This is a genomic window from Pseudomonas sp. 1D4 (genome assembly GCF_001728925.1).
Classification (GTDB): domain Bacteria; phylum Pseudomonadota; class Gammaproteobacteria; order Pseudomonadales; family Pseudomonadaceae; genus Metapseudomonas; species Metapseudomonas otitidis.
In genome coordinates this window covers 22,767-48,116 of sequence record NZ_LXJQ01000009.1, presented here as the reverse complement: position 1 = coordinate 48,116, position 25,350 = coordinate 22,767, and the positions used below count along the sequence as shown (strand labels likewise).

The following is a 25,350-nucleotide window of genomic DNA, read 5'->3' as shown; positions in this document are numbered from 1 at the left end:
CACGGTCCCTGTGTTACGGCGTGAGGTCCAGCGGGCCGGAGGCGGCCGGGAGGAAGGGCTGCAGCACGGCTTCGCGCTGATCGTCGAGCACCCAGGCGAAGCCGGCATAGATGGCCAGCAGGCAGGCCAGGGTGAGGGCCGCCACCAGCCAGGCCGGGACGCTGTGTACCAGTCCGCGCCCGGGCTCCTGCAGGCCCTGCCACTGGGGCGACAGCTCGCGGGGCACGTCGCCGCGCAGGTGGCGGATCTGTCGGTAAAGGCTGTCGCGGATGGCCTCCAGCTCGAGCATGCCGCGGGCCGCTACCCGGTACTTGCCCTCGAAGCCGAGGGCCAGGCAGAGGTACATCAGCTCCAGCATGGCCAGGTGCTTGACCGGGTTGCGGGTCAGGCGGTCCAGCAACTGGAAGAACTTCTCGCCGCCGAAGGTTTCGTTGTGGAACTGGCTGAGCAGGCTTATCTGTGCCCAGGTGCTCTGGTCGCCCCAGGCGGTGGTGACCACGGCTTCATCCAGCACGGTGCAGAGCACGTAACGGGCGGCCATCACATCGCCGTTCTCCAGGCCTTCCTGCAGGGCGTGCTGCTCGAACTGGCGGACGCCGTCGGCCAGTGCCTGGTTGAGGACGGCGAGGTCCTCCCCCTGCTGGCTGTGCTTGAGCCGCACGATCTCCGACAGCAGGCTGGCGGCGGCGGAGACCAGCGGGTTGAGGCTGATGTTGAAGGCCTCCGCCGGTCGCAGCCGGGCGGCATGCACCATGCGGCTTTCCAGCTGTTCGAGGCGCGGGGCGTCGGCCAGGTCGGTGAGGGGGCCGCGATGAGGGGCGTCGCTGCGGCGGTCGAGCAGGACGGTGCGGTCGTCCTGTGGATAGTCCATTTCCTTTTGCATGCGCTCAGTTCCTGATGGCCCAGAACTTCAGGTCCAACCCGGCGAATTCGCCGGATACGTGGAAGGCGAAGCCGCCGGAACGCTCCAGTTGGCTGCGTTCCTCCGCGGTGATTTCCAGGACGAAGTAGGTCTTGTTGGCGTGGAAGGGGATCTGCCGGGGCGCCACGGGCAGCGGGCGCACGCGGATGCCCGGCAGGTGCAGGTTGACCAGTTGGCGGATCTGCTCCACCGCGCCGGCCTTGAGGTGCGAGGGCAGGTTCTGGCGCAGTTCCTCGGGCTCGCATTGCGCGCTGGCGGCGAGCACGAAGGAGGAGGTGGAGAGCAGCGTGTGGTCCTTCAGCGGCGACACGAGGATGCCGTACTGGCGCTGCTGCAGGCCCAGTTCGATGGCGTGCTGCTCCAGCACCATGGACAGGGCCTGGCGCAGGGCATCCATCAGGGCGCGGAAGCTGGCGCCCTGGTCGTTGTGCTGGTAGCGGCTGTCGAGGCGGGCACGCTTGCTGTCGCTGGAGAAGGTGGTGATCTCGCCCAGCATGGCCAGCAGGGTGCGGTACAGCTCCTCCGGGTGCACGTGCTCCTGCTCGAGGTAGTGCCGGAGCAGCAGGTCGGTGCGGTTGATCAGCTGCAGCATCATGAAGTCGCCGACCTCGGCGCCGGCCACCTGGCCGTTGGAGCGGATGCGCTCGGCGAGGGTGTCGCCCCGGTGGCCGAGCATGCCGATGACTTCCTTCAGGCAGGACAGCAGGTAGGCGGAGCCGGCCAGGTGCAGGTGGCTGGGGATGAAGGCCGGGTCCAGGGTGATGCGCCCTTCCGGGGAGGTGTCGAGCACGTCGCAGAGTTTCAGCCTTACGTAGGCTTCGTCGTTGCGCTGTTCACCGAGGAGCAGGCGGAAGTCCGGGCGGGCGCAGGTGATCTGGGTGCTGGAGTCCTCGCCGGCGTTGGAGTCGGCCACGTCGAGGTCATGGCCGGTGTAGCGCGCCAGGACGTCGGCCTGGTCGCTGCGGCGGGCCTCGATGTGGTTGCCGGTGACCAGCGGCAGGGCCAGGTACACCGGGGTCTGGTTGGTGTTGGGCGGGATGTCCAGCGCCAGCGGCTCGCTGCGGCTGCGCAGGTCGAACAGGCTGCCGTCGGGCATCACGCCGGCGGCCTGGCTCAGCACCAGCTTGCCGGTGGCGAGGAACTGCGGGTCGATCTCCAGGTGGAAGAAGCCCCAGCAGTAGCGGCTGAGCAGGCGCGTGCGCTGGCGGATCTGGTTGTCGTGGTAGCGGTCGTTCTGCTGGAAGTGCTGGGGGCGCAGGAGCATGCCTTCGCGCCAGATGACCTTGTGGGTGTGCATATCAGCGCACCTCGCGGTTGGGCAGGTCGTGGGGTTCGAACAGGCCGCTGCGCTCCAGGTGCAGGGTGACCCGGGTGCGCTCTTGCGGCGGCACGGCGATCACGTAGCGCCAGCGGGTCTCCGGCAGGTCGCGGTAGGCCGCGAGCAGGGCCACGTAGCGGCTGTCCTTGTCGATGCTGAGCTTCAGCTCGCGGCGCTCGCCGGGGCGGATCTCCAGTTCTTCGCTGGCCACTATGTCGAGGGCGAGGGTTTCCCGGGCGCGCTCGTAGAGGCTGAAGAAGTCGGCGTTCTCGAAGGCTACCGGGTGCTTGAGTTCCAGCAGACGCAGCACCACGGGGGAGGGACGGCCGTCGAGGTCGGGGTTCAATTGGTCGCTGGCCTGCAGGTCGAGGTCCAGCTTGGTCAGCTCGGAGTAGGGCGACAGGGCCGAGCAGGCGCTGAGAAGCGCCAGCACGGCCAGGAGGGTGAAGGATTTGAAGCGGGTCATGGCGATCATTCCCTTGGGTTGCCGTGAAGGGTGGCGATGAGGCGGACCTGTTCCTCGTAGGCCTGCGCGAAGTCGCGGGCCAGCAGGCGCTCGGTCCAGTCGTCGTCGTGGCGCAGGCGCTGGTGGTAGCGCTGGTAGGCACGCCAGCGCCCGCCAGCTCCGCTCAGCCGCGAGAGGCGTCCGTCCCGCTCCAGACGCAGGGCCAGCGGCTCGGGTGCGAAGTGGTCGAGGGTGGCACGGACGGCTGCGCGACTGGCGCTGAGCAGGGCCACCTGGTGGGCCTGCAGGTCGCGGAAGGCCCGTGCCACCGCCAGCCGTGCGTTGGGCGCGCCGGTCTGGCCGGGGGCGAGCAGGGCGCCGAGGCTGTCGCGGCCGTCGAGGGGCGTGCGCAGGGGGCCGAGGTCGGTGTTCTGCATCGAGGTGAGGGGTAGGCGCAGTTCGTTCTTGATCTCCGCACGGGTCCTCAGGCTCTGCTGCAGGCCCTGGACGCACTGGCGCAGCAGGTGGGCGGCCTCCAGGGCCATGGCTTCGCGCTCGACCGCGTCGAGCCGGGCGAGGTCGACACCCAGGGCATCGCCCAGGCGCTCCCAGAAGCTGACCGGCACCTCGGCTGCAGCAATGGGCGCTGCAGTGGGCTCGGTTGGGGGCACCAGCTCCGGCAGGGGCAGGCTATCCCGCTCGATGGGCGCATGGTCGTGGGGCTGGCGCAGGGGCTCGGGGGGGGCCTGGAGCAGGCCGTGGAGGTCGTCCCGGTCTGCTTCTTCTTCCTGGTCGAGGCTCGCCAGGGGGTCGAGCTCGAGGAAGGAGTCGTCGGGGATGATGCTGCCGGCCGGGGTCGGCCGTCCGATGTCCTCCAGTGGAACGTCCTGGGTGGGCACCAGACGGGCCTGGATGTCGAAGCTGCCCATGCAGAACACGGTGCCGTTCTCGATGGGGTGCGCCTCCCCCTTGGGCAGGTGGGCCCCTGACGCCTTGAGGCGGATGCCGTTGCTGCTGGTGTCGGTGAGGAAGTAGCGCCCGTCGCGGTAGGTCACCCGGGCGTGGCGGTTGGACAGGTGGCGCTGCTGGTCGGGGATCACCCAGTCGCAGTCCTCGGCACGGCCGAGGCTGCCGCCTGCGCGGAGGAAGCGTCGCCGACCGGAGGTGGTCGGGACGAACTGCTGGGCGCCAACGATTTCTAGAACCAGTTCCATGGCGTGTCGCTCCCTGGCGGTCAGTTGCCGCGGTTGAGGATCTGCGGGGTGCCGAGCGGGCGGTAGTCGCCGTCGTCGAACTTGTAGTTGCCGCCGCAGCCGGCCAGGGCGATGCACAGCGCCAGGCCTGCGAGGGCACGTAGGGTGAGGGGGAACATCGGGCATCCTCCTTCGGAAGTCGGGGGTGAGTGGGGTGTGGGCATGGCCGGGCTCGTCACAGGTCCGCTGTGCCGATGCCGAGGCGCTCCATGCGGTAAAGCAGGGTGCGGCGGGGCAGGCCCAGTTCGCGGGCGGCCTGTGCACGGTTGCCATCGTGGCGACGCAGGGCCTCGATCAGTTGGCCGCGTTCGTAGTGGTCGAGGCGTTCGCGCAGGCTCAGGGGCTGCCCGCTGGGCAGGGGCGTGCCACGCAGGCTGAAGTGGGACGGCAGCAATTCGCCGTCGCAGAGCAGCACGGCGCGCTCCACCAGGGCCTTCAGCTCGCGCACGTTGCCGGGGAAGGGGTGCCGGGCCAGCCGCTCCAGCGCCTCCTCCGACCACAGGCAGGGCGAGCGCTGGAGAAAGCGGCAGGCCTGGTTGGCGAAGTGGCGGGCGAGGTGGGGGATGTCGTCGCCCCGCTGGCGCAGCGGCGGCAGTTCGATGGGGAACTGGCAGAGCCGGTAGAACAGGTCTTCGCGAAATTCGCCGGCGGCGATCATGGCCTGCAGGTCGCGGTGGGTGGCCGCGATGATGCGCACGTCGATCCGGTGCGGATGGGGCGTGCCCAGCGGGCGGACTTCGCCTTCCTGCAGCACCCGCAGCAGCTTGGCCTGGAGCGCCAGGGGCATGTCGCCGATCTCGTCGAGGAACAGCGTGCCGCCGTTCGCCGCATCCAGCAGCCCTTCGCGGTCCGCGTCGGCGCCGGTGAAGGCGCCCTTGCGGTAGCCGAACAGTTCACTTTCCAGCAACTGCTCCGGTAGGGCCGAGCAGTTCTGCACGATGAAGGGGGCCTCTCGCCGGGGGCCGTGGTCGTGGATCGCCCGGGCCACCAGTTCCTTGCCGGTGCCGGTCTCGCCGTGGATGAGTACGGTGTAGGGGCTGTGCAGAACCTTGCCGATCAGGCGGTAGGTCTGGCGCATCACCTTGCTCTCACCGATCAGACCGAAACCGCGCGCGCAGGGGCGGGGCGTTGCACTGCGAGAGCCGTCGCCACGGGCGGTGGGCTGCAACCGCTGGAACAGGTCGAGCTGGGCCAGCATGAGGCGGCCCATGCGCTCCAGCGAGCCGGTGAAGGCCGCCAGGTCGCGGGCCTGGCGGGTGGCGCAGAGCAGCAGTCCGCGTATGGCGCCCTGGTGCGCCCGCAAGGGCAGGCACAGCAGCGCCCGCCAGGGGCCGCCTTCCTCGGGGAGGAAGCTGGTGTCGTGCAGGCCGGGGTTGAGTTCGGTCAGGGCCAGGGGCTGGCCCTGGCACAGGCTGTACTGCAGCAGCTGCTGGTCGTGGTAGTCGGCGGGCAGGGTGGCGCGGTCCCGGGGCTGGAGGCGGGGTTCGAGGTATTCCGCCGTCAGCCCCAGGTGCGTACGCGCCGCGTCCAGCAGGTAGAGCTGCGCCAGTTCGCAGCCGCTCAGTTCGGCGGCGGCACCGACGAAGCTGCCCAGCAGTTCGTCGCTGTCGCTCAGCCCGACGAGCCGGTCGTACTGCCCGAGCAGGGTTTCGGCGTAGTCGAGCGGCTGCGGCATCTGCGCGAACATGCCCATCTCCTCAGCACAGCTCGCAGACGATGGCACCGTGCTCGCCCAGGCGGGCGTGGGCGCGGCTGACCGGGGTGCCGGTGGCCATGGCTGCGAGCAACTGGTCGGCCACCTGGGGCAGCAGGCGGGACTCCACCACCTGGTCGATCAGCCGGGCGCCGCTCTCGGCCTGCTGGCAGAGGCTGGCGATGTGCGCGACCAGATCCGGGCAGTGGCTGAATTCCAGTTGGCGGCGCTGCAGGCGGGTGCCCAGGCGTTCGAGCTTGAGCCCCACCAGTTCTTCCAGCAGCGCACCGCTGATGGGGTAGTAGGGAACGACCCGCATGCGGGCCAGCAGTGCCGGCTTGAAATGCCGCACGAGCTGCGGGCGGATGGCCTCTTCCAGCGCCTCGGGTGTGGGCTGTTGACCGTCGGCGCAAAGGCTGTCGATGCGCTCGCTGGCCAGGTTGGAGGTCATCAGGATGAGGGTGTTGCGGAAGTCGATCTCGCGCCCCTCGCCGTCGTTGGCGATGCCCTTGTCGAAGATCTGATAGAAGAGGTTCAGCACGTCGGGGTCGGCCTTTTCCACTTCATCGAGCAACACGACGGAGTAGGGTTTCTGGCGCACCGCCTCGGTGAGCATGCCGCCTTCGCCATAGCCGACGTAGCCGGGCGGGGAGCCGATCAGGCGCGAGACGGTGTGCTTCTCCTGGAACTCGGACATGTTGATGGTGGTGAGGAAGCGCTCGCCGCCATACAGCAGGTCGGCCAGGGCCAGTGCTGTCTCGGTCTTGCCCACCCCGCTTGGGCCCACCAGGAGGAACACGCCGACCGGGGCGTCGTGCCGGTTCAGGCCGGCAGCGGTGGCGCGCACGGCGCGGTCCAGGGCCTGCACGGCCTGGTTCTGGCCGCGAATGCGCTGGCGCAGGTCGTCGGCGAAGCTCAATACCCGGGCGTTGTGCTCGCGGGCCAGTTGGGCGAGGGGGATGCCCGTCCAGTGGCTGATCACTTCGGCCACCAGCCGCGGACAGACCTCGAAACTGACGAGCGACTCGGTGGTCTGCAGGTCCCGCAGGGCGCTGTGGGTATCCTGCAACTGTGCCTCCAGTTCAGCCAGGCCCGGCGCTTCGGCGGGTACCGTCTCGTCACCCTGGCGCAGCCGGGCGATGCGCTGGCGCAGGTCGAGCAGTTGCTCGGCGAGGGTGCGCTGGTGGTTCCAGCGGGCCTCGAGGGTTTGCAGTTCGTCCTCACGCTGGTGGAGGCGTGTGGCCAGGTCGTCGAGGGTTGTGCCGTCCACCGGCAGTCCGGCGTCCAGGTCGCGGCGCAGGGCCTGGTGCTGTCGGGTGTCCTCGGCCTGCTCGCCGCGCAGGCGTTCGAGGGCCTCGGGGGCGGCCGCGAGGCTGATGCGGACACGGGCGCAGGCCGTGTCGAGGACGTCCACGGCCTTGTCCGGCAATTGGCGGCCGGCGAGGTAGCGGGCGGAGAGCTCGGCGGCGGCGACCACGGCGTCATCACGCAGGTAGATGCCGTGGCTGCGCTCGTAGACGCGGGCGAGCCCGCGCAGGATGGTCACCGCTTCGGGCACGGTGGGCTCGTGGAGCTGTACGGGTTGGAAGCGTCGGGCCAGTGCCGGGTCCTTCTCGAAGTACTTCTTGTACTCGGCCCAGGTGGTGGCGGCGATGGTGCGCAGCTCGCCCCGCGCCAGGGCCGGTTTGAGCAGGTTGGCCGCGTCGGAGCTGCCCGCTTGGCCGCCCGCGCCGATCAGGGTGTGGGCTTCGTCGACGAACAGGATGATGGGCATCGGGGCGTTGCGGACCTCGTCGATGACGCCCTTCAGGCGTCGTTCAAACTCGCCCTTCACGCTGGCGCCGGCCTGCAGCAGGCCGAGGTCGAGGGACAGCAGCTCGACATCCTTGAGGGCGTCCGGCACTTCGCCATTGGCGATGCGGCCGGCCAGGCCCTCGACCACGGCGGTCTTGCCCACGCCGGCCTCGCCGACCACGATCGGGTTGTTCTTCCGGCGCCGGGCGAGGATGTCGATCATCTGGCGGATGGCGGAGTCTCGGCACAGCACCGGGTCCAGCTTTCCTTCCCGGGCCTGCTGGGTCAGGTTGTGGGTGAAACGCTTGAGCAGCGATTCCCCCGTGGACGGGGCACTGGCCGTGCCCGGCTCTGCCTGCTGGGCGCGGGCGAAGTCCCGCAGCCGTTCGGCGCTGATGTGGCCGAGCAGGGCGTGGTAGCGCGTTCCAGCGTGGCGCAGCGGGTTCTGCAACAGCGCCAGGAGCAGTGCAGCCTGGTCGATCAGGCTGCGGTGCAGTTCCAGATTGGCCACCAGCAGGGCGTCCTGCAGCCACTGCACCAGCTCGGTGGCGAACACCGGATTGCGCGAAGCGCTGTGCTCCGGGTTGGCCTGGAGCGCGGCGACCAGCTCGGCCGTGTCGACCTCGCCGTCCTGCAGGGCGCGGTGGATGAGGCTGCCGGTACGCTCCAGCATGGCCAGCAGAAGGTCCTCCACCAGGATGCGGCTGCCGCCGCGGCCGACGCAGCGCTCGGCGGCGATCTCCAGGTCACGGCGGGTGTCGGCGTCCAGGGCCTGGACGAGTTGTTGCAGGTCGATATTGATCATGGGCTCATCGGTCCTTAATGAGTGCGGCTGCGCAGCGAGACGATGCCGTCGGCACGTTCGCGGCCCAACCAACTGGTCCAGCCGAGGCGGCAGGGGTTATCGGCGCCGACCCGCAGCTCGCGGATGGCGTCGTGGCGCAGTTCCAGGCGGAGGTCGTAGTCCAGCGGGTCGCGCAGGGTGAAGCGCACCAGGGCACAGAGGGGCTGGTAGCCGGTGCCGATGGGCAGGAATTCGTGGAAGCGTTCCCAGTCCAGTTGGCGGATGTGGATGCGGAACTTGCCACCGCGATCGCGCACCCGTTCCCCCAATACCAGGTCTTCACCCAGTTGGCTGTTGGCCTGGCCCAGGCGGTTGAGCTGCTCTTGGAGGATGTCGACGCTGCGTTCGATGCATTGCTCGATGAATAGCTCGGCATGCTTGAAGTAGTAGCGCAACACGGCCTCGATCAGCGCGGCCGAGTGGGCGCGCAGGCTGAGCAGCCCGAGGTAGGGCAGCAGGCGCTTCCAGTTCAGCTCCTCGGCGCTGCGCAGTTCCTCGCTGCCGAGGCCGATCAGGGCGAACAGCCGCTCGGAAAAGGCATCCCGGGCACCACTCTGGAAGCGTGCCCGGTAGCGGTACTTGCGCCAGATCGGTAGCAGCAGCCGCTGCAGACGGTGATGGAACAGGTCGAGGAAGTCCCGGGTGGGGTTGTCGTCGTCACCCTCGTCCAGCACCTGCTCGGCATAGAAGGCAGGCAGTGGCGAGCCCGAGCCGGAGAGGCGGACGAGGTTCAGGCAGATACGCGCGCGCGTTTCGCCCCCTTCTTCGAAGAAGGTCAGGCTGTGGATGTCGGTGCCGGGGAAGCCCAGGCTCGGGTTGGCCTGGAACTCGATGCGATCGTAGAGGCGCTCCTCGTCGATCTCCTCGTCCGTGCCATCGGCCTGGTGCAGGTGTTCCATTGCCAGGAGCACAGCCTGGAACAGCGCGTATTCCCGGATGCCCTGGCTCAGGCGGCTCAGAGCAAGGGTTGCTGGCCCATGCGTGGTGTCCATTGGTACACCTCTCCCTGTGTGCTGCAGACCCGTAGCTCGTGGTACGAGTTGAGGCTTGCGTAGAGTGCGAAGAATTCGTTGAGCACCGAGGCGAAGACGAACAGGTCGCCGTCGCAGATGTAGCCCTCGGGATCGATGCTCATTTCGGTGCGCAGGCCTCGGACCGGCAGGCCGCGGTGGAGCCTGTCCACATGCTGGTGGCGGATCGACTTGAGGCCGTTGAGCAGGCGTTTGCTGACCTTTTCCGCGTGCTGGTCGTAGTAGCGCGGCAGGTCGTAGGTTTCGAGGATCACCTTCAGCGCGTCGACGTTGGCCAGCGAGAGGTAGTTCAGTGACATGTTGCTGATCAGCTTCCAGAGGAACTCGCGGTTGATCGGCGGGGCGTAGCTGGCGGTCACGGCGGTGATGTTGCGGAAGGTGAGGAAGTCAGGCGCCCCCTCTCCCGGATGGCAGATGTCTCCCAGGCGCAGGCGGCGCGGCAGGTTCTGGTTGGTGCAGGTCAGCTCCACGGAGAGGGTTTCCTGCTCCTGGCCGCTGCGCGCACCGAAGCTGAGGTAGGTGTCCAGTCCGTCGTGCAGCAGGGAGCTGCGCTGGCGCACGCTGTAGTGCGGCCGGGGCATCGGCACGTCGAAGCTGGCGTCGTGCTCGAAGGATTCGAACTGTACGTAGTCGCGATGGCCAACCCCGCCGGGCAGCCAGCCGCTGACGGTATCAACGGAGAACACGCCGCAGTGCTGTGGGTCGTATTCGGCCGGGAGGATCAGGTATTCGTCCTGCTTGCTGTCGAGACGGATGGGTAGGGCGTCGTGGCGGAACAGGTTGGCTACCGGGGTGCAGTAGAGCCTCAGATTGTCCAGGGTCGGGCGCAGGCGCTGGATGCCGCTGCGGCGGATGTCGAAACGCAGCTCCAGGCCCTTGGTCTGCTCCAGCTGCTCCTTGGGCAGGCCGCCGAGGCAGGCCAGGCCGGTGAGGTCGACGAAGAGGAACTTGTCCTGGAAGGCGAAGTACTCCTGCAGGTAGCGGTAGCCGCGGAAGGTGTTCAGCGGGTAGGGGATCAGCGCCTCCTCCTCGGCGAAGCCCACGGGGCGAATGCTGGTGGATGGCAGGCGCAGGCCGATGGGCTGGCCGCGCTCGTCCTGCAAGGCAACGTTGTTCGCATCCAGCGGCACCAACTCGATGTTGTCCAGGTCATGTACCAGCCCGAGGTAGAGCGTCTGGCTGATGTAGCGCTCGCCCGCCAGGTGCAGGCGCAGCCGGTCGAACGGGGGGGTGCCCAGGTGGCCGTCGTCGATCAGCACCAGGCGCAGGCTGAGCAAGGCGCCATCCCCGGTGATGGAGTAGCTCAGGCCATCGGCCCGCAGGGGCAGAATCTCGGTGGGGAAGCAGGTCTGGAAGCGGCAGCGCACACCATCCACCGGGTTGCTAGCCACGCAGGTCTCACGGGGCACCACCAGCGATTCACCCGCGCTGGCATATGGATCGAACTGCAGGATGCTGAACGCTGGCAGGGGGCGCATGTAGTTCGGCCACAGCAGGTGCATCAGCGAATGGGTCAGCTCGGGCAGTTCGTCGTCGAGTTTCTGCCGCAGCCGGCCGGTGAGGAAGGCGAAGCCCTCCAGCAGGCGCTCCACATCCGGGTCCCGCCCCGCCTGGGCGAGGAAGGGCGCCAATGCCGGGCTGCGCTCGGCGAAGCGGCGCCCGAGCTGGCGCAGGGCGGTCAGCTCGCTTTGGTAGTAGTGGTTGAAGGACATGGAGGACTGTGTTCCCGGTGTTCCTGGGCGAAGACTGGCGAAAGGGCCAGGGCGCTGTATTCGTCAGCCGATCAGTACGGTTCCCGAACCGCTGAGGACGACGTTGCCGTGACTGCCGATGCTTCCCACGGTGGCGGCAGGGCGCCCATTGATCAGTACGGTGGCGGAAAGGTTGGCCGCCATGGCCCCGCCGCAGGCCGACGGGTCGCCCTGGCGTGCGGCGGGCAGGCCGTCGAACAGCACGTCGGGTGATCCAACGGCGATCGGGTTGATCAGGTGGAACGGGATGGGACATGCCGTCGGGTCGGACAGGCGGGCGGCGGGTTTGCCGGACATGGGGTATCTCCTTACTGGACCTTGACCTTGCCGCTGCCGTCGAGGTGGGCGGCGAAGCTGACCTGTCGCCGGGTGCCGTCGATGTTCAGCGTGCCTTCGATGGAGAAGGACAGGTTGAGTGGGTCGTGCCGACGCGGCAGTGCGACCACGCGGACGCCCTGCAGCCGGGGTTCGTAGGCCTCGATGAAGCGCTCGATGGCGGCACGGGCCTGGTTGAGGGCGTCGTGCAGGCTCATGCGCATGTCGTTGAGGTCGGGCAACCCGTAGTCGGGCAGCGTTTGCACGCTGCCCGCCCGGGTGCTGAGCATTTTGGCCAGATGGTCGGCCACGGACGACATGACGGCGACTTCGCGGCTCAGCCCGACACGTTCGCGTGCCTTGCCGCCCAGTCGTTCGAACAGGCTGCCGTAACCGTCCATCTGCCGCCCCTTATTCCTTGTCCAGCTTGCCGACCAGGGACAGGGTGAAATCCGCCCCCATGTACTTGAAGTGCGGTCGGATGCTGAGGCTCACGCGGTACCAGCCCGGTTCGCCTTCGACATCGGTGACCAGCACCTGGGCTCCACGCAGCGGACGGCGGCTACGGACTTCGGAGCTGGGGTTCTCCTGGTCGGCCACGTACTGGCGAATCCACTTGTTCAGCTCCAGCTCCAGGTCGGAGCGCTCCTTCCAGGAGCCGATCTGCTCGCGCTGCAGCACTTTCAGGTAGTGGGCCAGGCGGTTGACGATGAACAGGTAGGGCAACTGGGTGCCGAGCTTGTAGTTCAGTTCGGCGGTGCGGCCTTCTTCGCTGATGCCGAAGAACTTCGGCTTCTGGGTGGAGTTGGCGGAGAAGAATGCGGCGTTGTCGCTGCCCTTGCGCATGGTCAGGGCGATGAAGCCTTCTTCGGCCAGCTCGTACTCGCGGCGGTCGGAAACCAGGACCTCAGTGGGGATCTTGGTTTCGATCTCGCCCATGCTCTCGAAGTGGTGCAGCGGTAGGTCCTCGACGGCGCCACCGCTCTGCGGACCGATGATGTTCGGGCACCAGCGGAACTTGGCGAAGCTGTCGGTGAGGCGGCTGGCGAAGGTGTACGCGGTGTTGCCCCAGAGATAGTGCTCGTGGTCGTTGGCGACGTTCTCCCGGTAGACGAAGGTCTTCACCGGGTTCTCTTCCGGGTCGTAGGGGTTGCGCAGCAGGAAGCGCGGCAGGGTCAGGCCGACGTAGCGGGCGTCTTCCTGTTCACGGAAGCTCTGCCACTTGGCGAACTGCGGGCCCTCGAAGTGGTCCTTCAGGTCCTTGAGGTCGGGCAGGCCGGTGAAACTCTCGATGCCGAAGAACTTCGGCCCGGCGGCGGCGATGAAGGGCGCATGGGACATGCAGGCGACGCTGGCGACGTACTGCATCGTCTTGATGTCGGGGGCGCTGGGGTTCATGTAGTAGTTAGCGATGATCGCGCCGACCGGCTGGCCACCGAACTGGCCGTATTCCGCAGTGTAGATGTGCTTGTAGAGGCCGGACTGGACCACTTCCGGGGAGTCCTCGAAGTCATCCAGCAGGTCCTGCTTGGAGACGTTGAGGATTTCGATCTTGATGTTCTCGCGGAAGTTGGTGCGGTCTATCAGCAGCTTGAGGCCGCGCCAGGAGGATTCCAGTGCCTGGAACTCCGGGTGGTGGAGGATCTCGTCCATCTGGCGGCTGAGCTTGGTGTCGATCTCCGCGATCATGCGGTCCACCAGGGCCTTCTTGACCGGCTCGCCCTGATTCTGCGGCTTCAGCAGTTCTTCGATGAAGGCAGAGACGCCTCGTTTGGCGATGCCGTAGGCTTCGTCCTCCGGGGTCAGGCTGGTTTCGGCGATGATTCGGTCGAGGATCCCGTGTTCGGCGGCCTTCGCCGACTGTTCCTGTGCTGCGCTGATACTCATGGTTCGCGTCCTTTCAATCTGTTCCGGTTGTTACTCGTCCTGGCTGGTATCGAGACCCAGCTCACCCAATACGCGGGTGCGGGACTCTTCGTCGGCCAGCACGCCTTCGATCGCCTTGCGGAAGGTGGGGGCGTTGCCCAGCGGGCCCTTGAGGGCGACCAGGGCGTCGCGCAGCTCCATCAGTTTCTTCAGCTCGGGCACCTGTTCGACCAGGTTGGCGGGGTTGAAGTCCTTCATGGAGTTGACCGCCAGGCTGATGCCCAGCTCGTCGTCTTCCTTGTCCTCCTGGAGGCGGTTCGGCACGTTCAGCGTGAGGCTCAGCTCCTGCTTGGCGAGCACTTCGTCGAAGCTGTTCTTGTCGATGCCGATCGGTTTGCGGTCCTCGACCTTGCGGTCGTCTGCGCGCTGGGTGAAATCCCCCAGCACGAGCAGCTTGAGGGGCAGCTCGATTTCTTCCTGGGCGTTGCCCGTGGCGGGCTTGAAGGTGATGTTGATGCGTTCCTTGGGGGCGACCGAGCCTTCTTTGGCCATGGTATGTCTCCTTTGCGTGGGGGCCCGAGGGCCTAGTCGAGTACCACCTCGAGATCGAGGTGGCACAGCCTGCGGTGAACCTCGTCCTTGCGTTCGCGCACACTGTGGTTCTGTGGCAGCAGCTCGCAGCAGCTATGCAGGAGGTTGAGCACCTGCAGGACGAGGTCGGGTTCCCAGGCGTGCAGGCCACTGTCCTGCAGGTCCTGGTCGAGGTTTTCGAGCTGGATACGGGCCAGCTCGTATTTCTTGGCGTGGTAGCAGAGCCGGGCCATGGCCAGTTGCCAGAAGAAGCGCTGGCGGCCGCCATGGGCTGATTGCAGGCCGTGCTTGAGGCGCTGGGTGGCGGCCTTGAGGCCGTCCTTGCGCAGGATGGCCTGGGCCTCCTGCAGGGCCTGCTCCCAGGCAGGCGCATCGTGGCCGCTGGTGGGCGTCGGGGCGGCATCGACGGTCTGCAGGTGAGGCAGGACGTGTGCGCTGATCCAACTGCGGGTAGCGGGATCGGCGAACGGGCTGCCATCGTGGAAGCGCAGTTCGACGATGCCCGGCAAACGGTGCAGGAACAGTGCGCACTGCAGTTCGACTTCGAGCATGGCGGCCTCCGCCCCCAGGCCCTGAAGGCATTCCCACGCCATGTGCTGGCCGTCCAGCCAGAAAGGCGCGCGGGCGATGCTGCCTTCCAGTTCGGCGAGCAGGTCGGCGTACTCGCCCTTGGCCAGCCGATCCCGGTAGTTCTCCAGCTTGTCCTTGGGCAGGTTGCGCAGGGGCGTGATCTGTTCGGTGTTGCGCTCCGGGAGGCTGTCGATCGCCAGCCAGAGCAGCGTGCGGTTAAGGCGCAGGGCGCGGATGTCGGTGGTGTTCTGGCGCAACCACCAGGTATTCAGGGGGCGGGCGGCGTCCTGCAGGGCGCGCAGGTTCTTCTGTGCGTCCCGCTCGTTCTCCACGGCGCTGGGTGAGGACAGCAGTTGGCTGGCCACCTGCTTGACCTGGGCCACGGTGGCGCTGACTGCGTTGTTCTCCGGTTGGCCTTTCGCAGCTTGGTTCACCCGCTCGTCGAGCCGGCGGCACAGGGGCAGGAGCAAAGGAGCATCCGCTTCCAGGCGCTTGCTCAGGCAATGGTCCAGGCGGGTGAGGGCGCTCGCCAGGTCGCGGAACAGGGGGAGTTGCTCCTTGATCGGCACAGCTTCGTCGAAAACCGGCTCCAGGCGTGTGGTCAGCCAAGCCAGGGCCGCCGAGCGAGTGCGCGGTTTGCGCGGGTGGAGGCCGTCCCAGCGCTCTTCACAGAGATGCAGCAGCAGGAGCAGTCCGGCATGGAGGCCCTGGAAGGATTCACATTGATAGAGGGCCCATGCCAGCCAGGCGGCTGGGCGCAGATCCTTCGACTGGGTGCGGAGCAACGCTTCGCTCTGTTCCCGGATCATCTGCCAGTCGATGGGCGCGCTGGTATGCAGGGAGGCTGCCTTGGCCAGCTCGTTTTCCAGGGCTTCGAATTCCGGCGAATAGCGGACGTCTTCACCCGCAAAGCTCTCCGCCGAGATAGGCGTGGCAGCCAGTTCCTGATAGTGCGCGCTGAGTTTGCCGGAGTAGCTCATCCTTGCTGGACTCCAATTGAAGGGGACTTCCTGTGGGGCAGTTAAGTGTCGCTGGGATTGCAATACCGATGGATAGACGCTCGGTCGTAGCCAATTGCCATCTTCAAGGGCGATCGATTATGGAGGGGCTTGGAAGAAGTGTGTTCGACATTGTTTGTAGGAAATAGAGACAGGTATTGAGCGTAGCGTCTCTGTAACTTCTTGACTGTTTGTAAGTGCTTGAACGGCTGGGAATATTGTTTGCTTTTTTTAAGCTTTAACTGTGCAAGAAGTTGCGTATTGAACGTATGGAAAGTGGCCGGAAGTGGTTTTATTTTTTATGTGCTTATCGCGAGGGAATGGAGCTTTATTTTGTAACTTGTTGGTTTAAAAGAAGTTTGCAGAGTTGGCATGTGACTTGTTTGTGAGTGGGGGCCTGAATTTACCGGGCCAATTATCAATCACGGCAAGGAGACCACCATGCCAACTCCCGCGTACCTGTCCCTCGAAGGCACCAAACAGGGCCTTCTCACCGCCGGCACCTTCACCGAAGACTCCGTCGGCAACATCTTCCAGGAAGGCCACGAGGACCAGATCCTCGTTCAGGCATTCAACCACCAGGTGATCATTCCTCGTGATCCCCAGTCCGGCCAGCCCACCGGCCAGCGTGTCCACAAGCCGCTGATGATCACCAAGGTCTTCGACAAGTCCTCGCCGCTGATCTTCAACGCCCTGACGTCCGGAGAGCGCCTGTCCAAGTGCCGGCTGGAGTGGTATCGCACTTCTTCCACCGGTACTCAGGAGCACTACTTCACCATCGAGCTGGAAGACGCAGTGATCGTCGATGTGCAGTCGCGCATGCCGAACTGCCAGGACCCGAACATGGCGCACTTCACCCACCTGGAAGACGTGTACTTCACCTACCGCAAGATCGTCTGGACCCATGAGGTCTCCGGCACGTCCGGCTCGGATGACTGGCGTACGCCGATCTCCGCCTGACCCTTCGGCCGGGGTTCCCCGGCCGAACTCCTTCCGCCCCGTCCGGGGCGGACCTACTCCGGAATCAGTTTGTCCACAAGCGTCGGGTCATCGATGAAGCGATTGCGCGTGCCCTGCAGGGCGGCGATGCGGTCGTTGCGGGCGCGTTCGGCGTCGTCGGGCGGGTCCTGGCGGTGCCACTGCTTGAAGACCTGCACCTGGCCGACGATGGGCAGACCGTACTCCACATGCATATAGAAGATGGCGCGGGCGACATTGCCCTTGGCCTCGTCCCTCGGCTCCATCAGCTGGAAGCTGCTCTTCAGCGGGCAGTCATCGATGGTGCGCGCGGAGGCGGCGTCACCCACCACGCCGAACAGCGCGTTGCGTCGTGCCAGTTCCACCCGTGCCAGTTCGGGGTAGAGGTTGTGCAGGTCGGCCAGCATGTAGGGGTATTGGGGGTTCGTCTCGCGGCACTGGTTGTCGGTGATGCAGCGCAAGGCGCTCTTGATCTGCTTGATGGAGTAGACCGGGCTTGCTGCCAGCAGGCCGCTCTCGCCCTGGAAGAGCTTGCCGCAATAGAGAGTGGTGTCAGCGCCGGCGTAGAGCTGTTTCCAGAAGGCCTCGCGGATCGCGGCCTTGGGATCTGGCAAGCGATTCTGGCCACCGGCAAGCAGTGGGGTGGAGGCGGCGAGGGCCGCAAGAGAAAGGGCTATCGCAACGACGCGCATGGTGATGACCCAGTAGGACGCCCCTTGGAGGGCTTGTTGTTATTCGGGACAGGCGGAGTCTAGCAACTGGGTTTTGCCAAGACAAAACCAAGCGACCGCTTGCTTGGGCTTGCAAATGGCCGTGTATGAATCGGCGCCGTGTGATGGGCATATCGTTTGTAGGGTCATGTAAGAGAATGCTTACAAGAACTGGCGGCTATAGCTGCTATCGCTGCTTGGCGGGCCTCACTAATCTACACGCCATAGGACGCCGCGCAGGAAGCGCACTGAAAAACACGGATGCAGTGGATTCTCCGCCAGGATGGCGGTTGATCAGGGATGTCAGGGAAACAAGTCTGCAGAAACCCCGCTTCGGCGGGGTTTTTCTTTTGCGCATTCAAACGCCTTCCCAGGGCGGTGCCGGGACTTTCTCCAGCAGGCTGTGCAGCAGCTCCAGGGTGGCCTGCTGGCGCTGGGCATCGCGGAACACCAGCCCCACCTTCAGCGGTACGCGCGGTTCGCTCAGGGGCTTCCACAGCAGGTACTGGTTGGCGTGCATCTGCCGCGCCCGTCCGGGCAGCACGGTGGCCAGCTGGGTATGGGGCAGGCTGTCGAGGATGCCGGCCATCTGGTTCAGCTCCGCCTGCACATTGGGCCTGCGGCCGAGCAAGGCCAATTGCTCCTGCCAGATCTGCCGCACGCGGAATTCCTCGCCCAACAGCAGCATCGGCAGTTCCGCTGCCTGGCTCAGCGACACCTTCTTGAACTCCCGCAGGGGATGTTCTTTGGGGATCACCAGTTGCAGCTCGTCCTCGTAGAGCTGCCGGCTGTGCAGGCCGGGCTGTCGCGGTGGCAGGAAGCCGATGCCGATGTCCAGGGTGCCGGTCAGCAACCGCCGCTCGATGTCCAGTCCCGACAGCTCATAGATTTGCACCACCAACTGTGGCTGGGCCTCCCGCAGCCGCTCCAGCAGCAGCGGCACCAGGCTGGCGTTGACGGTCTGCAGCACGCCGATGGCCAGGCTGCGCGGTGCCTGGCCGCGGAACCCGCGCAGCGCTTCGCGGGCACGTTCCAGGCCATCCAGCAGCGGCAGTGCGTGGCTGTACAGCGTGTGGGCGGCGAGGGTCGGCAGCAGGCGCTTGCCGCTGCGCTGGAACAGGCTCACGTCCAGCCCCTGTTCCAGTTGGCGGATATGCTGGGAAAGCGCCGGCTGGGACAGGCTCAGGCGCTCGGCAGCCCGGCCCACATGGCCTTCTTCATAGAGCGCGACGAAATAGCGAAGCTGGCGAAAATCCATAAGTTCTGCTTATCGATAAAGCTTGAAAATCGAAATGGCCCGACAACCCCGAAGCCCCTAGCCTAAGCAGCACAGAGACTGTATCTCGCGCTGGAGAGGGCGAATGTCCGGGATCGTAGTGCAAGGCGTTTTCATAGGTAAAGCCGAAGATATCGGTGGTGGGCTCAGCAGCGCAGTGGACAAGCAGGCGGTGAAGCACCGGCTGTGGCTGTGGCCCCAGGGACTTGGCAGCGACGAGCAGGGCGACCAGCGTTTTCACGGCGGCCCCGAGCGCGCCCTGCATCATTACCCGGCCGAACATTACCGCTACTGGCGCAAGCATTACCGCCACCTGGCCTGGAAGGCGCCGAGCTTTGGCGAGAACCTTTCCACCTATGGCCTCACAGAGGACCAGGTGTGCATCGGCGACATCTTCCGCTGGGGCGGCGCCCTGCTGCAGGTCAGCCAACCGCGCTCACCGTGCTATCGCCTGAGCCGCCGCTGGGGCATCCCGGCGCTGCCGGAGCAGGTGCAGGAGACCGGCCGTTGCGGCTGGTTCTACCGCGTGCTGCGTCCAGGCTTCGTCAGCCTCGACAGCACCCTGGAACTGGTCCAGCGCTCCTACCCGGGCCTGACCGTCGCCCACGCCATCCAGAGCTACTTCCACTACCCGCTGGAGCACGCCGGCCTGCAGCAGTTGCAGCAATGTTCGGCGCTCTCCTCCCGCTGGCGCGACACCGCCGCCCGACGCCTCGCCACCGGCGTGGTGGAGGACTGGAGTGCCCGCCTGCAAGGGTTGCCGCTGGAGGGGATGCGGGCATGAGCGACTACCGCATCGGCCTGCGTCGCGACCAGGTGCTGCTGGCGGAGCTGTCGGTCAACCAGGCCCGCTACGTCGAAGTGACCCGCGAACTGCGCGCCCGCTTTCCCCGGGAGGAGGGCTTCAGCCTGCACATCGAGCGCCGCCGCGAGCTGCGCCGCATCCTCGAACAGGGCCCGGAAGGGCTGCGCCTGCTGGGCATCGAATACCGCCATGAAGAGGTACCCGACCATGCGTGACCCGCTTGCCGGCATGCGCCTGATGAAGACCGTGGAGCGTCCCGAGCAGGTCTTCGTCCGTGGCCAGGGCTCCTGGCTCTGGGATGCCGACGGCCGCGCCTACCTGGACTTCACCCAGGGCTGGGCGGTGAACAGCCTGGGTCACAGCCCCAGCGCCGTGGTAGACGCCCTGAGACGACAGGCCGAAGCCGTTATCAACCCCGGCCCAGCCTATTACAGCCGCAGCTTGCTCAAGCTCGCCTCGCGCCTCTGCCAGGCCACCGACAGCGACCAGGTCTACTTCCTCAACAGCGGCGCCGAAGCCAACGAAGGCGCCATCAAGCTGGCGCGCAAATGGGGCCAGGTGCACCGGGGCGGCGCGTACCGCATCGTCACCGCCTGCAACAGCTTCCACGGCCGCACCCTGGCCACCATGTCGGCCTCCGGCAAGCCGGCCTTCGAGCACCTGTTCGAGCCCAAGCTGCCGGGCTTCACCAAGGTGCCCTACAACGACCTGGAGGCCCTCGAAGCCGCCGTCGACGACGAGACCGTGGCCGTCATGCTGGAGCCGGTCCAGGGCGAGGCCGGGGTCATCCCCGCCACCCTCGACTACCTGCAGGGCGCCGAGCGCCTGTGTCGTGCCAGGGGCGTGCTGCTGATCCTCGACGAGGTGCAGACCGGCATTGGCCGCTGCGGCACCCTGCTGGCCGAGGAGCTGTATGGCATTCGTGCCGACATCATCACCCTCGGCAAGGGGCTGGGCGGCGGCGTGCCCCTGGCCGCGCTGCTGGCCCGTGGCAATGCCTGCTGCTTCGAACCCGGCGAGCAGGGTGGCACCTACCACGGCAATGCCTTGATGACCGCTGCGGGGCTGGCGGTGCTGAAGACCGTGCTGGAACCCGGTTTCCTCGAACAGGTGCGCGAGGTGTCCCGGCACCTGCGCGACGGGCTCGCCCGGGTGGCGCGCCGCCACGGCCACGGCCCCCTGCGTGGCCACGGGCTGATGGTCGGCATGCCGCTGATTCGCCAGTCGGCCACGCGGGTGGCTCGCCAGGCGCTGGAGGACGGGCTGCTGATCAACGCCCCCCAGGCCGACTGCCTGCGCTTCACCCCCGCGTTGAACGTCAGCCTCGCCAACGTCGACGAAATGCTCAAACGCCTCAACCGCGCGCTGTCCCTGGCTCGCAGCAAAGAACCGGAGATCGCCTGACATGCGTGTCGCCATTCTTCAGCACGTCCCCTTCGAGGGCCCCGGGCGTATCGCCCAGTGGCTGGAGCTGCGCGCCACACAGGCGCGGATCTACCCTCTCCACGCGGGTGGCAGCCTGCCCGTGCCGGAAGACTTCGACCTGCTGGTGGTGCTCGGTGGCCCGATGAGCGTGCACGACGAGGCGCTCTACCCCTGGCTCCGCGAGGAGAAGGCGCTGATCCGTGCGGCGCTGGAGGGGGAGAAACGTGTCCTGGGCATTTGCCTGGGTGGCCAGTTGCTGGCCGAAGCACTGGGCGCCGAGGTACGCCCCGGGGAGGCCGAGATCGGCTGGTGGCCGCTGGAGAAGAACCCCCTGGCCGACCGCTCTCCGCTCGGGCGAATGCTGCCCCAGCGCCTGCTGGCCCTGCACTGGCACGGCGAGACCTTCGAACTGCCGGATGGCGCGATTCCGCTCTACGGCTCTGCCGCCTGTGCCAACCAGGGGTTCGTCTGGCGCGAGCACGCCATCGCCCTGCAATGCCACCTGGAAAGCACCCCGGAGAGCATCGAAGCCTTGTTGCAGGCCTGCCCGGAGGATTTGGCTCGACCGGGTTCGGTGGAGGATGCCGCCGCGATCCGTGACGGCTACCCCCAGTGCAGTGCCTTGGCGCCGACGCTGTTCCGCCTGCTGGACTACCTCACCGGCCCCCACGCCGTGCTGACCTGATTCCCTTCTCGAGTCCTTTTTCTCAACCGCCCGGCGGCCCTGTCTTTTGCCCCGGGCGGTTTTTCTTGGTGAGGATCTGATGCGGTTCGCGGAGCTCACCGCATCCTACGGACGTGACCGCAGCGGAGGGTGGAACGCGATTCATCGATCCAGCGGGAGGCCATGCAGAACGCCACTGGTGGATGGAAAGAGCGCCATCCACCCTGCGCCGTGGCCATCGCAGTGCGCTTCGGGGAATGCTGCGGAGTCGCCGTAGGATGGGCTTCGCTGTGCGAAGCCCATCATCCCGGCTCGCTTCAGGCCAGGGGGCCGTAGAGGGCGGCGCGGCGGTCGTTGAGGTAGGTCAGGGCCTGGCGGGAGCGCTCCAGCAGGTCCCGGCGCAGGTCGGCGAAAGCCAGGGTTTCCTCACGGCCACACAGGGCGGCCAGGCTGCCGTCCGGGGCGCTGACGCTGGAGAGGCCGCAGTAGCGGATCTCGCCTTCGGCGCCGCAGTAGTTGGCGTAGGCCAGGTAGCACTGGCTTTCGTAGGCACGGGCGCGTACCAGCACCTCGCAGACGAAGTCGAAGGGCGCCATGTTCGCCGTGGGCACCAGCACCGCGTCTGCCCCGGCCAGGGCCAGGCGGCGCACGTTCTCGGGGAACTCCACGTCGTAGCAGACCAGCAGCCCCAGCTTCCAACCCTCCAGTTCCACCAGCGGGGACAGGTCCTCGCCTGCGCTGAACATGCCCCGGTCCAGCTCGCCGAACAGGTGGGTCTTGCGGTAGTGGCCGAGGCGTGCGCCCCGGGCATCGATCAGTTGCACCGCGTTGTACAGCTCGCCGTTCCCGTCTCGCTCCGGGTAGCCGTAGAGCACGGCGATGCCGTGCTCCCGGGCGATGCCGGCGATGCGTGCCGCCCAGTCGCCATCGCAGGGTTGGGCCAGGCGCTGCACGGCCTCCAGGCCGATGTCGTAGCCGCTGAGGAACATCTCCGGCGTGATCAGCAGCCGCGCCCCGCGCCGGGCTGCTTCGGCCGCCCTTTGGCGCAAGCGCTCAAGGTTGGCCTCCGGCTCCAGCGGCAGTGGCGGGCATTGGTAGAGGGCGATGCGCATGGGGTTCTCCTGTCAGTCCGGCAGGGCGATGGGGCCGAGTTCGGCGAAGCAGTCGCCCGGGCCGGGGTTGTCTGCGGGGGTGCTGCCGCCGAAGTGGTGCATGATGCCCCACACCGCATTGAGTGAGGTCTGCACCGCGCCCTCGACCCAGGCCGGCGTCCACGACACATCGTCGCCGGCGATGAAGATGCCGCGCTGCTCGGCGGGCATGTCGTCCTGCATGAAGTGCGCGTACATGCGCTGGTTGTAGCGGTAGTGGCCCGGCAGCGCGCCCTTGAAGGCGCCGAGGAAGTGCGGGTCGGCCTCCCAGGACACGGTGATCGGGTCACCGATGATGTGGCTGGCGATGTCCACGTCCGGGTAGATCTTCTTCAGCGCGTCCAGGGCCAGCTTCACGCGCTTCTCCACCGGGTGCGGCAGCATCTTCAGCGCATCGCTCATCCACGAATAGGACAGGCAGATCACCCCCGGCCTGTCGTCGCCGTTGTCGAACAGGTAGGTGCCACGGGTCAGGCGGTCGGTGAGGGTCATGCTCAGGGTGTCGCGGCCGGTCTGCGGGTCCTTGTCCTTCCAGAAGGGCCGGTCGACCATCACGAAGGTCTTCGAGGACTGCATGTAGCGGGTGCGGTCCAGGGCCATCCACAGCTTCTGCGAGAACAGCGATTCCTCGCACTCGATCTGGGTGGTCAGCAGCCAGGTCTGGCAGGTGGCGAGCACGGCGGCGTAATGGCGGGTGTCGCCCCAGGTGTCGGTGACCGCCAGGCGACCATCAGCGGCGCGGACGATGCGCTTGACCCCCGGCCGCGCCGCACCGTTGTGCAGGGACGCCAGGCAGGTGCCCGCCGGCCAGTGCACGCAGCGCTCCGGGGCGTGGCGCCAGATGCCCAGGGGCACCTGCTGCACACCGCCGACGATCAGGTGCTGGTTGTCGTCGCAGGCGGTCATCACCACGCGGAAGATCTCCAGCATGGAATTGGGGAAATCCGAGTCCCAGCCGCCGGTGCCGAAGCCCACCTGGCCGAACACCTCGCGGTGGTGGAAGGAGAGCTGGGCGAACGCCTTGGAGCTGGCGACGAAGTCATAGAAGGTGCGGTCGTCCCAGAGCGGCACCAGGGTGTTCCACAGCGCCTTCAGGCGCTTCACGTCGCGGTCGCGGATGGCCTGCTGGATCTCGCCGAACTGTGCGCCGTCCTCCAGGGCATCGGCCCAGGCGTCGGCCACTTCCTGGAACAGCGCCGGCAGGTCTGCCAGCTTCTCGGCGTAGTAGGTCTTGCCCTCGATGTCGATCACCGTGCTGCCGGAAGCCGGGGTGAGCGGGTTGGGGAAGGGCTGGGTCTTGAGGCCGAGCATGTCCACGTAGTGGTAGAAGGCCGTGGACGAGGCCGGGAAGCGCATGCCACCCAGCTCGGCGATGATTCCGTCGGTGCCTTCGAAGGTCTGCGAGCGCAGGCGCCCGCCCATTTTCGAGGCCTCGTAGACCACCGGCTTCAAGCCCATCTTCATCAGCTCGTAGGCCGCCACCAACCCGGCGATGCCGGCACCGACGATGGCCACCTCGGCGCCGTGGTGCTCGGCCGGGATGCTGCCCAGACCGGCGGGGTGACGGATCCAGTCGTCGAAGGCGAAGGGGAAGTCCGGGCCGAAGATGGTGATGGGGTTCTTGCCGTCGGCGGGGTGGCGATTGTTGTTGTGCATGGCGACCTGCGAGGAATGCTTGAGGGGCTGTCTGTGCAGCGTTGGCACCATTCTAGGGAGGCTGAATTTCGTCTATAAGACGATTTATGTCGTCATTAATATGGATATAAATACAGAATGACGATATTTTTTAGCGAAATGTCGAATTCTTGTGTGCAGGTGATAAGTTCCTAGGAAATTTCCCTTGTGTCGTAGGTTGTTGGCTTTCGTGATGAAGGGAGGCGCCTCGGATCGTCCAGGCAGGGTGATCAGCCATCATGCGGGCCTTCGTATCCAGGACACAGGGAGATGGCTCATGCGTACATGGGTTGGCCGTTCGCTCGTTCTTTTCTGCACGGTGCTTGGGCTGCATGAGCAGGAGGCATGGGCGTTCCCTGCGACGTGCAAGGGATCGCCTGCGATGACCACCTACACCTTGCCTTCAAGCTTGACGGTTCGCCGCGACATGAGTGTTGGCGATGTGCTGTTCGACACCCAGGGCTGGGTCGGTGGAGGCCAGGCATACATCACCTGTGGCGGCTTCCTGCAGCACGGTGACCTGTGGCTCGATCGGGGCTTTACTGGAAGCCCTGCGGCTGTCCCCGGATTGCCTTATGTCTACGCCACGGGAGTCCCTGGGGTGGGGATTCGCGTCGCTTGGTCGCGAAATACGTCCACCCCGGCGCAGATGTCGGGTGGGCAGTACATGACTAGTCCGCGCATCAGTAACGAGTTGCTCGCATGGGGCCGCTACACTCCGGCCAACCTCTGGTGGATTCAACTGATCAAGACCGGCCCCATACGCAGCGGCACCTACTCAATCCCGACGGTCGAGGTCTTCTATCACAACCAGCTTTCCAATCGCCTGGCCTTTTCCGGGGTGAATCTGGCTGTGCAGACCCAGGGCTGTCGCCTGCTCAATCCCTCGCAGAACGTGCTGCTCGGCAAGTCCTGGATGAAGGATTTCAAGGGTGTGGGCAGCACCGCTTGGCCCAAGGACTTTGACATCGATCTTCAATGCGAGCCTGATATCGCAGTCTCCTACCGAATCGATGGGCTCAAGGTTGACGACTCCACCCTGAAGAACAGCGAAGGCCGTGACATGGCTAAAGGAGTCGGTGTTCAGCTGCTTAGCCGACATGGATTTGTGGGACCGCTGGCCATGGGCAGAGAGGTGCTCCTTGGGCGCACCGCCGCGTCAGGTACTTCCGTGGTGCGCATCCCGCTGACGGCTCGCTACCGTCAGGTCGACAGTGCGGTCGGCCCGGGTCAAGTGGTGACCTCAGCCACCATCACCCTGTTCTACCGCTGACCC

Annotated in this window: 24 protein-coding genes; 6 read left to right on the top strand and 18 right to left on the bottom strand. The window is 66.4% G+C overall.

Features of this window, described 5'->3' with window-relative positions:
* Positions 1-13: 13 nt before the first annotated feature.
* The 14 genes from icmH to tssA form a co-directional block, all read right to left on the bottom strand.
* Positions 14-883: a type IVB secretion system protein IcmH/DotU gene (gene icmH, locus A7D27_RS07015; protein ID WP_069564467.1), complete on the bottom strand. Its 870-nt coding sequence runs from the start codon at positions 881-883 to the stop codon at positions 14-16.
* Between the two features lie 4 nt (positions 884-887).
* Positions 888-2,219 (bottom strand): type VI secretion system baseplate subunit TssK, encoded by a 1,332-nt coding sequence (gene tssK, locus A7D27_RS07010; protein WP_069559063.1) that lies wholly within the window; start codon positions 2,217-2,219, stop codon positions 888-890.
* Between the two features lies 1 nt (position 2,220).
* A complete protein-coding gene (gene tssJ / locus A7D27_RS07005) occupies positions 2,221-2,706 on the bottom strand; it encodes a type VI secretion system lipoprotein TssJ (protein ID WP_069559062.1) in 486 nt (161 codons plus the stop codon).
* A gap of 5 nt (positions 2,707-2,711) precedes the next feature.
* Positions 2,712-3,899: a type VI secretion system-associated FHA domain protein TagH gene (tagH, locus tag A7D27_RS07000; RefSeq protein WP_069564466.1), complete on the bottom strand. Its 1,188-nt coding sequence runs from the start codon at positions 3,897-3,899 to the stop codon at positions 2,712-2,714.
* A 20-nt stretch (positions 3,900-3,919) separates the two neighbouring features.
* Positions 3,920-4,057 carry a type VI secretion protein gene (locus A7D27_RS06995; protein ID WP_069559060.1) on the bottom strand — a complete coding sequence of 46 codons (138 nt, stop codon included), beginning with the start codon at positions 4,055-4,057 and terminating at the stop codon, positions 3,920-3,922.
* Positions 4,058-4,113: 56 nt separating this feature from the next.
* Entirely contained in the window at positions 4,114-5,625 is a 1,512-nt protein-coding gene (locus tag A7D27_RS06990; RefSeq protein WP_069564465.1) for a sigma-54-dependent Fis family transcriptional regulator, read from the bottom strand.
* 10 nt (positions 5,626-5,635) lie between these two features.
* Positions 5,636-8,230 (bottom strand): type VI secretion system ATPase TssH, encoded by a 2,595-nt coding sequence (gene tssH / locus A7D27_RS06985; protein ID WP_069564464.1) that lies wholly within the window; start codon positions 8,228-8,230, stop codon positions 5,636-5,638.
* 14 nt (positions 8,231-8,244) lie between these two features.
* Positions 8,245-9,261, bottom strand: a complete 1,017-nt coding sequence (gene tssG, locus A7D27_RS06980) for a type VI secretion system baseplate subunit TssG (protein ID WP_069559057.1) — start codon at positions 9,259-9,261, stop codon at positions 8,245-8,247.
* Positions 9,225-11,012: a type VI secretion system baseplate subunit TssF gene (gene tssF / locus A7D27_RS06975; RefSeq protein WP_069564463.1), complete on the bottom strand. Its 1,788-nt coding sequence runs from the start codon at positions 11,010-11,012 to the stop codon at positions 9,225-9,227. Before tssF ends, tssG begins: the two co-directional genes overlap by 37 nt.
* 63 nt (positions 11,013-11,075) lie before the next feature.
* Positions 11,076-11,348: a PAAR domain-containing protein gene (locus A7D27_RS06970; RefSeq protein WP_044412074.1), complete on the bottom strand. Its 273-nt coding sequence runs from the start codon at positions 11,346-11,348 to the stop codon at positions 11,076-11,078.
* 11 nt (positions 11,349-11,359) lie between these two features.
* The gene (gene tssE, locus A7D27_RS06965; RefSeq protein WP_044411972.1) at positions 11,360-11,767 is read right to left on the bottom strand and encodes a type VI secretion system baseplate subunit TssE; all 408 of its coding nucleotides are present in this window, start codon (positions 11,765-11,767) and stop codon (positions 11,360-11,362) included.
* 10 nt (positions 11,768-11,777) lie between these two features.
* Positions 11,778-13,253 (bottom strand): type VI secretion system contractile sheath large subunit, encoded by a 1,476-nt coding sequence (tssC, locus tag A7D27_RS06960; RefSeq protein WP_044411975.1) that lies wholly within the window; start codon positions 13,251-13,253, stop codon positions 11,778-11,780.
* Positions 13,254-13,283: 30 nt separating this feature from the next.
* Entirely contained in the window at positions 13,284-13,784 is a 501-nt protein-coding gene (gene tssB / locus A7D27_RS06955) for a type VI secretion system contractile sheath small subunit (RefSeq protein ID WP_069559054.1), read from the bottom strand.
* Positions 13,785-13,816: 32 nt separating this feature from the next.
* Positions 13,817-15,373: a type VI secretion system protein TssA gene (gene tssA / locus A7D27_RS06950; RefSeq protein ID WP_069564462.1), complete on the bottom strand. Its 1,557-nt coding sequence runs from the start codon at positions 15,371-15,373 to the stop codon at positions 13,817-13,819.
* 459 nt (positions 15,374-15,832) lie between these two features.
* Here tssA and A7D27_RS06945 point away from each other — a divergent pair, with 459 nt between their 5' ends.
* Positions 15,833-16,351, top strand: a complete 519-nt coding sequence (locus tag A7D27_RS06945) for an Hcp family type VI secretion system effector (RefSeq protein ID WP_069559052.1) — start codon at positions 15,833-15,835, stop codon at positions 16,349-16,351.
* Between the two features lie 53 nt (positions 16,352-16,404).
* On the opposite strand, the gene A7D27_RS06940 is transcribed toward A7D27_RS06945, so the two are convergent.
* Together A7D27_RS06940 and A7D27_RS06935 are read right to left on the bottom strand one after the other, a co-directional pair.
* On the bottom strand, positions 16,405-17,061 hold the full coding sequence (locus A7D27_RS06940; protein ID WP_069559051.1) for an endonuclease I family protein: 657 nt from the start codon (positions 17,059-17,061) through the stop codon (positions 16,405-16,407).
* A 376-nt stretch (positions 17,062-17,437) separates the two neighbouring features.
* A complete protein-coding gene (locus A7D27_RS06935) occupies positions 17,438-18,337 on the bottom strand; it encodes a LysR substrate-binding domain-containing protein (protein WP_069559050.1) in 900 nt (299 codons plus the stop codon).
* A gap of 103 nt (positions 18,338-18,440) precedes the next feature.
* On the opposite strand from A7D27_RS06935, the gene A7D27_RS06930 reads away from it, so the two are divergent.
* The 4 genes from A7D27_RS06930 to A7D27_RS06915 are packed head-to-tail and all read left to right on the top strand — an operon-like array spanning position 18,441 to position 21,270.
* Complete coding sequence (locus A7D27_RS06930; RefSeq protein ID WP_069559049.1) at positions 18,441-19,139, top strand: MOSC domain-containing protein; 699 nt, start codon at positions 18,441-18,443, stop codon at positions 19,137-19,139.
* Positions 19,136-19,375 (top strand): hypothetical protein, encoded by a 240-nt coding sequence (locus tag A7D27_RS06925; protein ID WP_044411998.1) that lies wholly within the window; start codon positions 19,136-19,138, stop codon positions 19,373-19,375. The genes A7D27_RS06930 and A7D27_RS06925 overlap by 4 nt, the downstream gene beginning before the upstream one ends.
* Positions 19,368-20,564 carry an acetylornithine transaminase gene (locus A7D27_RS06920; RefSeq protein ID WP_069564461.1) on the top strand — a complete coding sequence of 399 codons (1,197 nt, stop codon included), beginning with the start codon at positions 19,368-19,370 and terminating at the stop codon, positions 20,562-20,564. Before A7D27_RS06925 ends, A7D27_RS06920 begins: the two co-directional genes overlap by 8 nt.
* Before the next feature lies 1 nt (position 20,565).
* On the top strand, positions 20,566-21,270 hold the full coding sequence (locus tag A7D27_RS06915; protein WP_069559047.1) for a type 1 glutamine amidotransferase: 705 nt from the start codon (positions 20,566-20,568) through the stop codon (positions 21,268-21,270).
* Between the two features lie 296 nt (positions 21,271-21,566).
* Here A7D27_RS06915 and A7D27_RS06910 read toward each other — a convergent pair whose 3' ends face one another.
* Both A7D27_RS06910 and A7D27_RS06905 read right to left on the bottom strand, forming a co-directional pair.
* Positions 21,567-22,361, bottom strand: a complete 795-nt coding sequence (locus A7D27_RS06910; RefSeq protein ID WP_069564460.1) for a carbon-nitrogen hydrolase family protein — start codon at positions 22,359-22,361, stop codon at positions 21,567-21,569.
* A gap of 12 nt (positions 22,362-22,373) precedes the next feature.
* A complete protein-coding gene (locus tag A7D27_RS06905; protein WP_069564459.1) occupies positions 22,374-24,056 on the bottom strand; it encodes an NAD(P)/FAD-dependent oxidoreductase in 1,683 nt (560 codons plus the stop codon).
* A 400-nt stretch (positions 24,057-24,456) separates the two neighbouring features.
* Between A7D27_RS06905 and A7D27_RS06900 the strand changes: the two genes are divergently transcribed.
* On the top strand, positions 24,457-25,347 hold the full coding sequence (locus A7D27_RS06900) for a fimbrial protein (RefSeq protein WP_165666055.1): 891 nt from the start codon (positions 24,457-24,459) through the stop codon (positions 25,345-25,347).
* Positions 25,348-25,350: the final 3 nt, after the last annotated feature.

What these genes read in the sequence shown, in the direction of transcription:
- icmH (WP_069564467.1), bottom strand. Translation starts at nt 883, where the DNA reads ATGCAAAAGGAAATGGACTATCCACAGGACGACCGCACCGTCCTGCTC.
- tssJ (WP_069559062.1), bottom strand. Translation starts at nt 2,706, where the DNA reads ATGACCCGCTTCAAATCCTTCACCCTCCTGGCCGTGCTGGCGCTTCTC.
- A7D27_RS06900 (WP_165666055.1), top strand. Translation starts at nt 24,457, where the DNA reads ATGACCACCTACACCTTGCCTTCAAGCTTGACGGTTCGCCGCGACATG.
- tssB (WP_069559054.1), bottom strand. Translation starts at nt 13,784, where the DNA reads ATGGCCAAAGAAGGCTCGGTCGCCCCCAAGGAACGCATCAACATCACC.
- A7D27_RS06915 (WP_069559047.1), top strand. Translation starts at nt 20,566, where the DNA reads ATGCGTGTCGCCATTCTTCAGCACGTCCCCTTCGAGGGCCCCGGGCGT.
- tssH (WP_069564464.1), bottom strand. Translation starts at nt 8,230, where the DNA reads ATGATCAATATCGACCTGCAACAACTCGTCCAGGCCCTGGACGCCGAC.
- A7D27_RS06940 (WP_069559051.1), bottom strand. Translation starts at nt 17,061, where the DNA reads ATGCGCGTCGTTGCGATAGCCCTTTCTCTTGCGGCCCTCGCCGCCTCC.
- A7D27_RS06970 (WP_044412074.1), bottom strand. Translation starts at nt 11,348, where the DNA reads ATGTCCGGCAAACCCGCCGCCCGCCTGTCCGACCCGACGGCATGTCCC.
- tssC (WP_044411975.1), bottom strand. Translation starts at nt 13,253, where the DNA reads ATGAGTATCAGCGCAGCACAGGAACAGTCGGCGAAGGCCGCCGAACAC.
- A7D27_RS06910 (WP_069564460.1), bottom strand. Translation starts at nt 22,361, where the DNA reads ATGCGCATCGCCCTCTACCAATGCCCGCCACTGCCGCTGGAGCCGGAG.
- A7D27_RS06995 (WP_069559060.1), bottom strand. Translation starts at nt 4,057, where the DNA reads ATGTTCCCCCTCACCCTACGTGCCCTCGCAGGCCTGGCGCTGTGCATC.
- tssA (WP_069564462.1), bottom strand. Translation starts at nt 15,373, where the DNA reads ATGAGCTACTCCGGCAAACTCAGCGCGCACTATCAGGAACTGGCTGCC.
- tssF (WP_069564463.1), bottom strand. Translation starts at nt 11,012, where the DNA reads ATGTCCTTCAACCACTACTACCAAAGCGAGCTGACCGCCCTGCGCCAG.
- tagH (WP_069564466.1), bottom strand. Translation starts at nt 3,899, where the DNA reads ATGGAACTGGTTCTAGAAATCGTTGGCGCCCAGCAGTTCGTCCCGACC.
- A7D27_RS06935 (WP_069559050.1), bottom strand. Translation starts at nt 18,337, where the DNA reads ATGGATTTTCGCCAGCTTCGCTATTTCGTCGCGCTCTATGAAGAAGGC.
- A7D27_RS06920 (WP_069564461.1), top strand. Translation starts at nt 19,368, where the DNA reads ATGCGTGACCCGCTTGCCGGCATGCGCCTGATGAAGACCGTGGAGCGT.
- A7D27_RS06990 (WP_069564465.1), bottom strand. Translation starts at nt 5,625, where the DNA reads ATGTTCGCGCAGATGCCGCAGCCGCTCGACTACGCCGAAACCCTGCTC.
- A7D27_RS06925 (WP_044411998.1), top strand. Translation starts at nt 19,136, where the DNA reads ATGAGCGACTACCGCATCGGCCTGCGTCGCGACCAGGTGCTGCTGGCG.
- A7D27_RS06945 (WP_069559052.1), top strand. Translation starts at nt 15,833, where the DNA reads ATGCCAACTCCCGCGTACCTGTCCCTCGAAGGCACCAAACAGGGCCTT.
- tssG (WP_069559057.1), bottom strand. Translation starts at nt 9,261, where the DNA reads ATGGACACCACGCATGGGCCAGCAACCCTTGCTCTGAGCCGCCTGAGC.
- A7D27_RS06905 (WP_069564459.1), bottom strand. Translation starts at nt 24,056, where the DNA reads ATGCACAACAACAATCGCCACCCCGCCGACGGCAAGAACCCCATCACC.
- tssK (WP_069559063.1), bottom strand. Translation starts at nt 2,219, where the DNA reads ATGCACACCCACAAGGTCATCTGGCGCGAAGGCATGCTCCTGCGCCCC.
- A7D27_RS06930 (WP_069559049.1), top strand. Translation starts at nt 18,441, where the DNA reads ATGTCCGGGATCGTAGTGCAAGGCGTTTTCATAGGTAAAGCCGAAGAT.
- tssE (WP_044411972.1), bottom strand. Translation starts at nt 11,767, where the DNA reads ATGGACGGTTACGGCAGCCTGTTCGAACGACTGGGCGGCAAGGCACGC.